The sequence below is a fragment of the Actinomadura sp. KC06 genome, from assembly GCF_004348735.1.
GTDB lineage: Bacteria > Actinomycetota > Actinomycetes > Streptosporangiales > Streptosporangiaceae > Spirillospora.
The window spans coordinates 1-11,317 of sequence record NZ_SMKT01000221.1 but is presented as its reverse complement, the minus strand read 5'-3'; the positions used below and the strand labels follow the sequence as shown (position 1 = coordinate 11,317).

Here is an 11,317-nt window from a genome sequence, read left to right as displayed (position 1 = left end):
TGGTTTTGGCGAAGGGGAAACACCCGGTCCCATCCCGAACCCGGAAGTTAAGCCCTTCAGCGCCGATGGTACTGCACGGGAGACTGTGTGGGAGAGTAGGACACCGCCGGACACATCGTAGAAGGGGGAGGCCCCGCCATTAGTGGCGGGGCCTTCCTCATTTTTCGGGGTCGGTTTTCCGGGTGCCGGCGAACGCGTCCCAGAGAATGGCGGCGGGTTCGGCGGTGGCGAAGAGCGACTCGATGCGGGAGCGGTCGCCGTCCAGATGGATGAGGGTCTGGATGCCGAGGAACATCGCGACCGCGATCATGCCGATGTCGCGGGACGGCACCAGCTCCTCGAGCGCCGTCCCCTCGACCAGGCGCTGGACGGCGGAAGCGGCGAAACCCGACCAGGAATCGACATGCGCGAGCACTTCCGCTCGCAGCCGCGGTGACGTCGCAGAGGCTGTGACGAGTTCCTGGACGGCGTCGATGTGCCCCTTGTCCTCCATGTCCTCGGCGTAAAGCGTGCGGAGGCGGGTGATCAGGTCGGCGGCGTCCGTGCAGGAGCCCAGGGCCTCCTCGTAACGCGCCATCCGGGCCCGGCTCGTGTGCCGGAGGGCCGTGACGAGAAGGGCCTCCAGGTCGTCGAAGTGGTAGTAGATGACGCCGGGCGCGAAGCCGCCCGTGCGGGCGATGGAACGGGCGGTCGTGCCGCCGTATCCCTCGACGGCGAGCGTCCTGATGGCCGCTTCGAGGAGGCGGTTCCTGGTCTCCGCCCGTGGCGCCATGCGCTCAGATCACTTTCCGGGGCCGCACGCCGGCCTCGGCGAGGACGGGGTCGAGGCGGCGGGCGAGCCGTGCGAGATGGTGGCTCGGCACCTGCGGGTACAGATGGTGCTCCAAGTGGTACGTCAACTCCAGGAACAGGGCGGGGACGACGCGTCCGCGCAGCGTGCGGGTCTGCGTGAGCGGCGTGTCCCCGTAGTGCCGGTGCGGCAGGTGGACGGTCAGCAGCGGATACACCCAGCTTCCCACGATCATCATGACGGCGTACACGAGCAGCCCGCGCGACCACGCGACTCCGGCCACGACGGCCGCGAACGGCAGCGCCGCCTCCGCCAGCAGCCACAGCCGCTGACCCGTCCGGCTGCGCCCATAGGCCCACCACCACAGGCGGGCGAGGAAGACCGGGCCGTAGAGGATCGCGCCGAGCGCGGACAGGTCGGCAGGATATCCTTCCGGGTCCTCGTCGCTGGGGAATGTCCGGTGGTGTTGCAGGTGCGTGGTGCGGTAGGCGTGGCCGCTTTCCAGCAGCACGGCGCCCAGCAGGAACAGTGCCCATTCAGTCGTCCGCCTGCCGAGGCCCAGGGACCGGTGGACGACGTCGTGCGTCGCCGTCACCACCGCCACGAAGATCCCGAACGCGATCAGCGGCGTCGCCCACCACCATCCGGCGAGCCACGCCGAGACGAACAGGGCGATCCCCGCATACGGCAGGGACAGCGTGAGGACGCGGCGCGGGCGCGTGGTCACGAGGAGGTCGGGGCCGAGCTCGGACAGTTTCGGCAAGGTCATCGGGTCACCGCCGTCCGCCGCGCCGCCTTGAGCGCCTCGTCCGCGACGATCCTGCTGCCCAGCGCGCACGCGACGGTGCCGAGGCCGGGCCAGGTGGAGTCGCCGACGAGCCACAGCCCCGGCACGCCCAGCGAATGCGGGACGGCGTTCTGGTTGGCGTTGCCCGGCGACTGGTGCGGCCCGCCTACCGCGCCGCCCGGCCGGAACGCGAAACGCTCGTACGAGCGCGGCGTCCCGACCTCCCAGACGCATGCCCGCTCGCCCAGATCGGGATGGACGCGGCGGGCCAGGCCGACGAGACGTTCGCCGATCGCCTGCTTGCGGGCCTCGTAGTCGGCGTCCGACAGGTCCTGCCAGCCGGCGAGCCCGGTGTGCGTGGAGATCATGACGGCGCGTTCGCCGGGCGGCGCGCTTTCGGTGTCGCCTCGCGCGGACACCGACACGAACATGTTGTTGCCGTCGCCGAGCGGCCGGCCGTAGTCGTGCAGCAGCTGGTGGTGGGTGAATTCCTGCCCGGCGACCTCGTCGTCCGGGACGCCGAGGAACACGACGACCGCGCCGCCCAGATCGTTCGCGTCGCGCTCGAGGTAGGGGCGGAGCGGGCCCGCGAGGGCGGGGACGACGCGCGCGGTCGTGGCGGCGGGCAGCGCGCTCACCACCTGCCGGGCGTGGACGGCGCCGTGCCCGGTGCGGACGGTGAACGCCCCGGCCCGCCCGGACACCCGCTCGACCCGGCAGCCGACGCGGAGCCGTCCGCCCATCGCGCGGTAGTGCGCCGTGAAGCGCCGCCAGAATCCGCGCATGCCGCCGTCCGCCCGGGTGAGGCCCGCGCCGCGGATCGTGACGCCGAGCGCCGCGTTGATGAGCGGGGCCCGGTCGACGGTGCTGTGCACCGTGTCCTCCACCAGCATCGACAGCAGCCCGACCAGCGGCGCGTCGCCGCGCAGCCCGTGCCGGACGAGGACGTCCCCGAGCGTGGTGTTCAGGTGGCGGGCGAGCGGCAGCCCGCGCGGGCCGAGTGCCCGCAGGTTGTGCACCGCGTCCGCTGGGCCGCGCATGGGGAGCCTCACCCCGGTACGGCTCGCGTCCCAGAAGACGTGAGCGATCCGGTCGAGCTGCGACCAGAACGCCCGATGCCCGGCGCTGCCGCCCAGCGCCCGCAGCCGTTCGCGATGCCAGGCCCGCGTGTCGCGGTAGAGGGTGACCTTTCGGTCCGGCAGCCAGCCGACGTATCCGGGCAGCGCCTCGCCGGGGACCGCGTCCATCCCGATGCTGTCGAGCAGTTCCGCGCCGACCCCGCCGGGCTCGAAGTCGACCATCGTCGTCGCGCCCACGTCGAAGGAGAAGCCGCGCCGCCGGTAGTAGCCGGCGCAGCCGCCGACATGGCCGTGCGCCTCGATCACGAGCGTGGACAGCCCGGCCGCCTGGAGCCGCGCCGCCGTCGCCATCCCGGCGAGCCCGCCGCCGAGCACGGCCACGTCGCACGACGCCGGGAACCGCGACGCTCTCGGTGGACGATCCATCTGAACGCTTGTTCTGAACATTTGTTCAGAATGCGCCCGGTGCGGCGTCCCGTCAACGCGTGGGAACGGGAACGGCCGGAGGCGGCTCCGCTCATCGGGTGAGCGAGCCTGCCTCCGGCCAGGGCAAACGGCGGTGGACGGGGTCAGGCGCGATCGCCGGACTCGATCAGGAACTTGATCGAGAGCACGGCGGCCCACGTCCAGATGGCGGCGCCTCCGGCGAGCATCAGCCGGAACTCGCCCGCCGGGAACGCGGCCAGTCCCAGGACGAGGTAGACGGCCACCGCGGCGACGCTGTAGATCGTCCAGCCGCGCCGTCCCTCGCGGGCGAAACGGCGCGCGAACACCAGGCACGCCGCGCTGAGCGCGAGGCCCATCCCGACCGGCGCGAGGTTGTGCAGCATGCCGTGCCAGCTGACCTCGCCCGCTCCGGCGGGCGTCCCGGCAGGGAAGCCGTCCGCCGGGTCGGTGGGGAACACGCCCGCCCAGACCAGGCTCGCGCCGTAGACGGTGATGAGCGCCGTGCCCCAGGTGCGGCCGGTGGTCCCCGGCGACAGGACGCGGCGCAGACCGGCGGCAGAGGCGAGCACGAGCGCGCCGCTGACCAGGAAGTTGACGGTCTGGATCCACCCGTGCTCGCCGAGAGCGAGCATGCTCAGGGGGTGGCGCGCGGCGTCGAAGCCGTCGCGTGTCATGGCCTGCGCGGCGATCAGAAGGACGAACATCGGCCCCGCAACCGCCCCGCAGCCGAGCAGCACGCGGGTGGGAACCGCGGCACGGGGAATGGTCGCGGAGTTCATCGTGTCGGTGCTCATGGCGGCCTCCAAAGCCGTCGAAATCGTCAGGAATAGAGGGCTTCGCCGGTCTCCAGCAGGGTCTTCAGGTCGCTGAGCGTCTGGCTCCAGCCGCCGCCGGCGCCTGGAAGTTCGCCGTTGGTCTGCGCCGCGGTCTGCGGCGCGCCGGTGACGTCGTGGGTGACGGTCAGCCGCGAGATGCCGTGCTCGTCGTCCTCGATCTCGTAGGTGAGCCGGGTGGCGGGCTCGTCGAGATAGAGGGCCCGCCACGTCTGGACGAGCCTGCGCGGCGGATCCGCCTCGATGACCTCGCCGTCGATCACCACCTCCGGCGCGCCGTGCTCCTTCATCACGTCGCTGGCCAGCCCGCGGAACGCGCCGCCGGGACGCAGGTCGTACTCCACCGGCGCCTGGTAGCCGTACTTCACGGCCCATTCCGGCTGGGTGATGGCGTCCCAGATGGCCTGCGGGGCCGCCTTGATGTACACGCGGTACACGTGGACGGTCCGGCCCGCCCCGGTGCCCGTCTCGGTCGTCGTCATATCGGTCTCCAGTTCTCGCTTGAGGTCGGCGAGCGCCGCGACGGGCCGCTCGGTGTACTTGCCGATCCACCGGTCGTGGATCAGCCGGATCGGCACCGGGTTGAGGAAGTGCAGCTTCTCCCTGCCCGAGCGGCGCGCGACCACCAGCCCGGCCTCCTCCAGCACCCGCAGGTGCTTGGCGACCCCGAACCGGGTCATCTCCACCTCCGACTCCAGCTCGCCGAGAGTCCGCCCGTCCCGGGCGAACAGCAGGTCGAGCAGGAACCGGCGGGTCGGATCCGCCAGCGCCCTGAACGCCAGATCGTCGTCCTTCACACCTGGAAAATAGGTGACCAAAAGGTCACATGTCAACCATCCTTCAGGATCCGGCGGCCGGTCGCATGGTCCGATATCGTCGGCCCATGCCGCTCTCTCCTCGCCTGGCGAAGATCGTGGACGCGCTGCCGCTCGACCCAGGCATGCGGGTCCTGGAGATCGGGTGCGGGCCCGGCGCCGCCGCGCGGGCCGTCGCCGCCCGGCTCGACACCGGGCACATCCTCGCGATCGACCGGTCCGCCAAGGCGATCGCACAGGCGGAGGCCATCGGGGTGGACGAGATCGCGTCGGGACGCATGAGCGTCCGGCAGGCCGCGATCGAGGACTTCGCCCTGGAGCCCGGCGAGGAGCCCTTCGACCTGGTCTTCGCGGTGCGGGTGGGCGCGCTCGACGGCCGCCACCCGGAAGCCGGACGCGAGGCGATGCGGCGGATAGCCGCCGTCCTGGCACCAGGCGGCCGCCTGTTCATCGACGGCGGCGACCCCCTACGCGAACTGCCCGTCTGAACCCCGCGGGCCCCGAGCCCTATGGCTGGCGAACCTACGAAGTCTGCGAGCTTCGAGGCGAGCGGGGTTGGCGGGAGCGTGCGGCGCGGGGACCTCGGGTCAGCGGGACAGGGCTGTGTCGAGTGTGGTGGCCCACTGGTGGAGCAGGCGGGTGCGGCGGGCGGAGTCGTCGGTGAGGAGGTCGGCGAGGCCGAGGCCGCGGACGAGGTCGAGTGTCGCCTGGACCGTCTCGCGGACACCGGGGACGCTTTCGTCCGCCCCGAGCGCTTCGACGGTGAGGCGGTGCGCCTCCCGTCCGACCCGGGCCTCCAGCGGCAGGACCCGGGCGCGGAGCTGCTCGTCAGAGCTGGCGGCGACCCAGAGTTGCAGCGCGGCGCGGAACAGCGGGGTCGTGTACATCTCGCCGAGCATCATGACCACGTCCAGGGTGGACGGACGCCGTCCCGACGGCACGTCCAGGCGTTCGCGCATCTGCGCCACCCGCACCTCGGACCCGTACTCGACCGCCGCCGTCACCAGCTCCTCGCGCGTCCGGAAATGATGCTGCGCGGCGCCCCGGGAGACGCCGGCGCGCTCGGCGACCACCGCGACGGTCGTCCCGGCCCAGCCCGCGGAGGCGAGGCAGTCGACGGCGGCCTCTAGGAGGCGTCGCCGGGTGGCGCGGCTGCGGTCCTGCCGCGGTTCGCGGGGGAGTGCCTGCGTGGTCATCAGGCGGTTCATGCTACCGGGTTGCGGGCCATTGGCCCGGCCTCAGGCCGGAGGGGCGAAGGCGGTCCGTTGGTGGTCGACTTTCGTGTTCCGGCCCGGCGACCTTGGTCGCCGCTGCCGTGACCCGGTGGCCGATGCTCGGGCGGGACGTCCTGGAAAGACTCATGGACGGGCGGCCAGACCAGCGAGGAGAGACTCATGCCACAGCTGCCGATCGACCGCCGGACCCTGCTCGCGGGCAGTGCCGCGGCAGCCGTCGTGTACGGGGCCGGACAAAGCCGGGCCATGTGGCCTGGTGGCCTCGCCCCGGCGGCGGACGCGGCGTCCACGGGAACCGCGTCCACGGGCGGACGGGCCCTGCCGCAGCACGGCGTCAACTATGACACCGAGCGTGAAGTGTGGAAGCCCGAGTACGTCCGGCGCGAGATGCGCGCGATCCGCCGCGACCTGCACTGCAACGCGGTCATCATCCTGGGCTCCGACGTGGCGCGCCTCATGCTCGCCGCCCGCAGCGCGGCGGACGAGGGCATGTTCGTGTGGCTGGAGGCCCGCCAGTTCGACAAGGACGCGCCCACGACGCTCCGGTTCCTCACGAAGGTCGCCCGCGCCGCCGAACGGCTCCGCCGCCGGCACGCCGGCATCGGCATCTCGGTCGGATGCGAGCTGACCATCTTCATGGACGGCCTGGTGCCGGGAAACGACTACAAGGAACGAGGCGCCAATCTCAGCACCCCGGCCGGCGCGGGCTACAACGAACGGCTCAACGCGTTCCTCGAAAAGGCGCTGAAGACCGTCCGGCCACTGTTCGGCGGGAAGCTGACCTACACTTCCGGCGTCTGGGAAAAGGTCGCCTGGCGCGGTTTCGACATGGTCGGCGTGGACCTGTACCGGGACTCGTCGAACAAGGCCACCTACGCCCAGGACGTGCGCGCGCTTCACCGCTACGGCAAGCCGGTCCTGATCACCGAGTTCGGCTGCTGCACCTACAAGGGTGCGGACGAGCGCGGCGGCGAGGGCTTCGACATCATCGACTGGAACCGGACCCCGCCGGTCGTCCTGCCGGGGTACGTCCGGGACGAGCGGGTGCAGGCCCGCTACATCGGCGAATGCCTTGACGTGTTCGAGGCCGGGAACGTGTACGGAGCGTTCGTCTACAACTTCATCGAAGCCGACTCCCCGACCTCGCCCGATCGCGACCTCGACTACGACATGGCCGGGTACGCGCTGGTCAAGGTTTCATCCAACCCGCGTCTCGCCTACAGCAAGACCGGCCACTGGGAGCCGAAACTCGCCTTCCACACCCTCGCACGCCGCTACGCCCGCGGCTGAGACACCCTGTTCGAGCCGCGTGCCAGGGCGGGAGTCGAGCGTCCTGCTACGCGAGCCGCCACAGGGCGAGGTTGATCCGCCGCAGCGCCGACTTCACCCGCAGGAGGGCGTGGCCGGATCGGCGGCTCTCCTGCGGAACGGGCTGCGCGCGGATCTCCCTTCCCGCGCCGGTGAGGTCGTGGCATGGACGCAGCGGGTCGCCGGTCGAGGTGACGAACCACGGCACGCCGCCGACCCCGTCCTTGATCCGGACGGTCGTCCCGGGCCGCGCCGAGTCCGGCGGGACCGCGTGCAACAGGTCCGGGTCCTCAAGGTGGACCGACCAGCCGGTGGCGGCGAGTTCGGCGGCGAGGGCGTGGAGGGGGTGGACGGCGTCGAGATGCTGGGCGGGGTTCACGCGTCCCGCCACACGACCGCGCCGGTGGTCTCGTCCCGCCACGCCTCGGCGACGACGTTCAGCCGGACGTACCGGACGCGCCCGAGCGGGTCGAGCGCGACTCGCCGGATCGTCCCGCGCCCGCCGGGTCCGCTGTCGCGAAGCACCTGGTGCACGTGCCGCATCGCGGTGTTGCGATCGTCCGTGACTCCGCTCCATCCCCGGTCCCCGGCCCGGGCGTCCCACGTGAAGATGTTGCGAGCGCCCGGACGCCGACCCGCTCCGCCCATGACCCAGCTCACTCCACGGTGTGCGGCAACGTCTCCCGGCGTGTCCGCGAGCATCGGCTCCGTCATCGCGCCGCCCTCCTCATGGCCGTTGTGATGTGGTGCGCGGCCGCGTCCAGCTCGTTCGCAGGGCAGATCGGCGCGTCGGTGCGGACGTTGTAGAACCACCATTGCCCGTCGCGGTAGCAGCACCCGATCGTGGCCGCGCGTCCGGAGATCCGGTGCGGGATCACGTTGAGGACCGGGTAGCCGCCGACCGAGGTGAAGGCCGTCAGCAGCCCCGTGATCGGGACGAACCTCTCGGAGAGGCGAACCAGGTAGGTGATCCGCTCCCGCTGCGGCATCGGCGTTCCCGGGCGGCGTGCGACCTCCGGTTCCGGCGGGGGTGGCGGCAGGACGCGGGCTCCGGACCGCCGCTCGTGCGCTCCCATCGGTCACGCTCCGGGGATCCGGCGGGTGGAATGGGCGATTCTCATGATCCTCCTCCGACCTTTGTATTCGGACATTTTTCATCTCTTGGGCTAATTGGGCGGCAGGAGATGATCGAATTCTTTGTTCGATGGACAAATGTTCGAAGTCATCACCACGGCGAGGTCGAGTAGAGCATCATGGAGAAGAGATCTGCAAGGCTTCAGCCGGATTATCCGCTGAAATCCTCGCAGGTCAGAGCCACATTGCAGATCGAAGTGCCCGACCCTTTCACTTCGGGTGAAAGGTGACCCCGGATTGAGGTGGTGACGAAATGCCGGCGACCCCGACCGGCTCGACCGTTCCGCGCAGGCAGCTCGGCCGACATTTGCGCCGACTGCGGACAGATGCGCGCATGACGGTGATAGGGGCCGCGAAAGCGCTCGAATGGTCCGAGACGAAGATATGGCGCATCGAGACTGGGCAGACGTCTCTGCGGTCCCACGACGTGGAGCTCATGTGCCAGGTGTACGGAGCGCGCCGCGACCTGAAGGCCGCCCTGATGGGCCTCGCCAAGGAGACCAAGCAGAAGGGATGGTGGCACGCCTACGGCGACGTGATCCCGGACGGCTTCGACCTCTACATCGGCCTGGAGGAGGCGGCCGAGACGCTTGAGGAGTATTCACCCGAGCTGATTCCGGGCCTGCTCCAGTCGCCGGACTACTACCGAGCCCTGCTCGCCAGGAACAGGCCGGGACTCCAGGACGAGGAGATCGAACGCAAGGTCTATCTGCGAGTCAAGCGTCAGAATCTCATCACCCGGACCACCGCGCCGCCTACCGTGAGGGCGGTCCTCAACGAAGCCGTCGTCCGTCGCGCTGTGGGCGGAGCAGAGGTCATGGTGCCGCAGCTGCATCGGCTCGCCGAACTGAACGACCTCCCCCATGTCGCCCTTCGCGTCATGCCGTTCTCCGTCGGAGCGCACCAGGGTTTCGACACCGGACCGTTCATCCTGATGCGGTTCTTGACGACAGGGGACGGCCGCAGCCACGAACCGTCCACGGTGTACGTGCAGGGCTTTACCGGGGCGCTGTACCTTGACAAAGCCAACGAAATCGACCGCTACGCCGACGCGTTCGCGGCGATCTGGGACGACGCTCTGCCGGAGGACGAGAGCTCGTCGCTGTTCCGGCGGGCAGCGAGGGAGATGGACGGACGATGAGTGCCGGCTTCACGGCTGCGACCTGGCGCAAGAGCAGCCGCAGTAACTCTGACCAGGCATGCGTGGAGGTCGCGCGGGGCGTGGTCTGGCGCAAGAGCAGCCGCAGCAACTCCGACCAGGACTGTGTGGAGGTCGCGCAAGGCGTGGCTTGGCGCAAGAGCACTCGCAGCAACTCCGACCGGGAGTGCGTGGAGGTCGCGCAGGTGTCGGCCGCCGTCGGTATCCGGGACAGCAAGGACCCGGAAAGCGGCCACCTCACCCTCGACCGCGTCGCCTTCGGTGCCCTGCTGGCTGAGGCCAAGGCGGGCGCCCTCGATCTCTGACCCCCCTTCGACGACCCCGGCGGCCTTCTGCCGGGGTCGTCGTACGTCTGCGACCCAAGAACAATCACGCGTGATTGATTTTCTGTTTCCGGGCTGGCAAGGTTCGGGCCATGAGGCAACCGTTGCGGGTCGGCAACGCCTCGGGCTTCTACGGCGACCGGTTCTCCGCGGTGCGGGAGATGCTGGAGGGCGGGCCGCTGGACGTCCTCACCGGCGACTATCTCGCCGAGCTGACGATGTTGATCCTGGGGCGCGGCAAGCTGAAGGACCCGGAGGCCGGGTACGCGACGACGTTCCTGCGGCAGATGGAGGAGTGCCTCGGGATCGCCGTAGAGCGGGGCGTCAGCATCGTCGCGAATGCCGGTGGGCTCAACCCGCGCGGGCTGGCCGAACGGCTGCGCACCCTCGCCGGACGGCTCGGCCTTGAGGTGCGGGTCGCCCATGTGGAGGGCGATGATCTGCTGCCGCGAGCTGAGGAACTGGGCTTCCGGCATGAGCGGTACGGAGCGCCGCTGACCGCGAACGCCTACCTCGGCGCATGGGGGATCGCCGAATGCCTGCGGGACGGCGCGGATGTCGTGGTGACGGGTCGCGTCACGGACGCCTCGCTCGTCGTGGGGCCGGCCGCCGCGCACTTCTCGTGGGGGCGGGACGATTGGGAAGCCTTGGCCGGTGCGACCGTCGCCGGGCACGTCCTCGAATGCGGGGCGCAGGCCACGGGCGGCAACTACGCCTTCTTTAAAGAGATCTACAACGTAAAGGCACCGGGCTTTCCGATCGCCGAGATCTACTCCGACGGCTCCAGCGTCATCACCAAGCACGACGGCACGGGCGGCGCTGTGACCGTCGAGACCGTCACGGCGCAGCTTCTCTACGAGATCGGCGGGCCGTCCTACGCCGGGCCGGACGTGACGACGTGCTTCGACGCGATCGAGTTGGCCCAGGACGGGCCCGACCGGGTGCGGATCAGCGGCGTCCAGGGGCTTCCGCCGCCACCGTCCACCAAGGTGTGCCTCAACCACCTCGGCGGCCACCGCAACGAGATGACATTCGTCCTCACCGGTCTCGGCATCGAGGCGAAGGCCGAACTCGTCAAGGCGCAGATGGAAGCCGCGTTCGGTGGCGCCCGGCCCGCGCGCGTCGAGTGGACGCTCCTCGGGGCCGCCAAGCCTGATCCCGCGACGCAGGGGGAGGCGACCGCGCTGCTCCGATGTGCCGTCCTCGATCCTGATCCGGAGAAGGTCGGACGGGCGTTCAGCGGTGCGGCGGTGGAACTCGCCCTCGCGGGCTTTCCCGGATTCACGATGACGTCACCGCCTGGGAAGGCGAGCCCTTACGGCGTCTACACTCCGGCGTTCGTTCCGAACGAGGCGGTCGAACACGTGGCCGTGACCCGCGATGGCCGCCGCATTCCCATCCCACCCC

General features: G+C 70.5%; 14 protein-coding genes and 1 rRNA gene. 6 read left to right on the top strand and 9 right to left on the bottom strand.

Annotation, left to right across the window (positions count from 1 at the left end):
• A 5S ribosomal RNA gene (gene rrf / locus E1287_RS38935) occupies positions 1–112 on the top strand; the annotation flags it as partial.
• Positions 113–157: 45 nt separating this feature from the next.
• On the opposite strand, the gene E1287_RS38930 is transcribed toward rrf, so the two are convergent.
• The 5 genes from E1287_RS38930 to E1287_RS38910 all read right to left on the bottom strand — a co-directional run bounded on the left by E1287_RS38930 (position 158) and on the right by E1287_RS38910 (position 4,733).
• Complete coding sequence (locus E1287_RS38930) at positions 158–772, bottom strand: TetR/AcrR family transcriptional regulator (protein ID WP_131970433.1); 615 nt, start codon at positions 770–772, stop codon at positions 158–160.
• Positions 773–776: 4 nt separating this feature from the next.
• Positions 777–1,559: a fatty acid desaturase gene (locus tag E1287_RS38925; protein ID WP_131970431.1), complete on the bottom strand. Its 783-nt coding sequence runs from the start codon at positions 1,557–1,559 to the stop codon at positions 777–779.
• Positions 1,556–3,082, bottom strand: a complete 1,527-nt coding sequence (locus tag E1287_RS38920) for an NAD(P)/FAD-dependent oxidoreductase (protein WP_207934725.1) — start codon at positions 3,080–3,082, stop codon at positions 1,556–1,558. The genes E1287_RS38925 and E1287_RS38920 overlap by 4 nt, the downstream gene beginning before the upstream one ends.
• Before the next feature lie 143 nt (positions 3,083–3,225).
• Positions 3,226–3,897 (bottom strand): DUF998 domain-containing protein, encoded by a 672-nt coding sequence (locus E1287_RS38915; RefSeq protein ID WP_131970427.1) that lies wholly within the window; start codon positions 3,895–3,897, stop codon positions 3,226–3,228.
• 26 nt (positions 3,898–3,923) lie between these two features.
• Entirely contained in the window at positions 3,924–4,733 is an 810-nt protein-coding gene (locus E1287_RS38910) for a metalloregulator ArsR/SmtB family transcription factor (protein ID WP_131970425.1), read from the bottom strand.
• Positions 4,734–4,819: 86 nt separating this feature from the next.
• Between E1287_RS38910 and E1287_RS38905 the strand changes: the two genes are divergently transcribed.
• Positions 4,820–5,239 (top strand): class I SAM-dependent methyltransferase, encoded by a 420-nt coding sequence (locus E1287_RS38905; RefSeq protein WP_131970423.1) that lies wholly within the window; start codon positions 4,820–4,822, stop codon positions 5,237–5,239.
• Between the two features lie 99 nt (positions 5,240–5,338).
• Here E1287_RS38905 and E1287_RS38900 read toward each other — a convergent pair whose 3' ends face one another.
• Positions 5,339–5,947 (bottom strand): TetR/AcrR family transcriptional regulator, encoded by a 609-nt coding sequence (locus E1287_RS38900; RefSeq protein ID WP_131970421.1) that lies wholly within the window; start codon positions 5,945–5,947, stop codon positions 5,339–5,341.
• Between the two features lie 198 nt (positions 5,948–6,145).
• Here E1287_RS38900 and E1287_RS44370 point away from each other — a divergent pair, with 198 nt between their 5' ends.
• Positions 6,146–7,276, top strand: a complete 1,131-nt coding sequence (locus E1287_RS44370; RefSeq protein ID WP_165969414.1) for an abortive infection protein — start codon at positions 6,146–6,148, stop codon at positions 7,274–7,276.
• Positions 7,277–7,322: 46 nt separating this feature from the next.
• Here E1287_RS44370 and E1287_RS38885 read toward each other — a convergent pair whose 3' ends face one another.
• The 3 genes from E1287_RS38885 to E1287_RS38875 are packed head-to-tail and all read right to left on the bottom strand — an operon-like array spanning position 7,323 to position 8,370.
• Positions 7,323–7,673, bottom strand: a complete 351-nt coding sequence (locus E1287_RS38885) for a hypothetical protein (RefSeq protein ID WP_131970415.1) — start codon at positions 7,671–7,673, stop codon at positions 7,323–7,325.
• Complete coding sequence (locus tag E1287_RS38880) at positions 7,670–8,008, bottom strand: hypothetical protein (protein ID WP_131970413.1); 339 nt, start codon at positions 8,006–8,008, stop codon at positions 7,670–7,672. The genes E1287_RS38885 and E1287_RS38880 overlap by 4 nt, the downstream gene beginning before the upstream one ends.
• A complete protein-coding gene (locus tag E1287_RS38875) occupies positions 8,005–8,370 on the bottom strand; it encodes a hypothetical protein (protein WP_131970411.1) in 366 nt (121 codons plus the stop codon). Before E1287_RS38875 ends, E1287_RS38880 begins: the two co-directional genes overlap by 4 nt.
• A 311-nt stretch (positions 8,371–8,681) precedes the next feature.
• On the opposite strand from E1287_RS38875, the gene E1287_RS38870 reads away from it, so the two are divergent.
• From E1287_RS38870 to E1287_RS38860, 3 genes are all read left to right on the top strand, one after another.
• Entirely contained in the window at positions 8,682–9,569 is an 888-nt protein-coding gene (locus tag E1287_RS38870) for a helix-turn-helix transcriptional regulator (RefSeq protein WP_131970409.1), read from the top strand.
• Positions 9,566–9,892 (top strand): DUF397 domain-containing protein, encoded by a 327-nt coding sequence (locus tag E1287_RS38865; protein WP_131970407.1) that lies wholly within the window; start codon positions 9,566–9,568, stop codon positions 9,890–9,892. The genes E1287_RS38870 and E1287_RS38865 overlap by 4 nt, the downstream gene beginning before the upstream one ends.
• Before the next feature lie 110 nt (positions 9,893–10,002).
• The coding region (locus tag E1287_RS38860) for an acyclic terpene utilization AtuA family protein (protein WP_131970405.1) at positions 10,003–11,317 on the top strand (1,315 nt) is incomplete at its 3' end.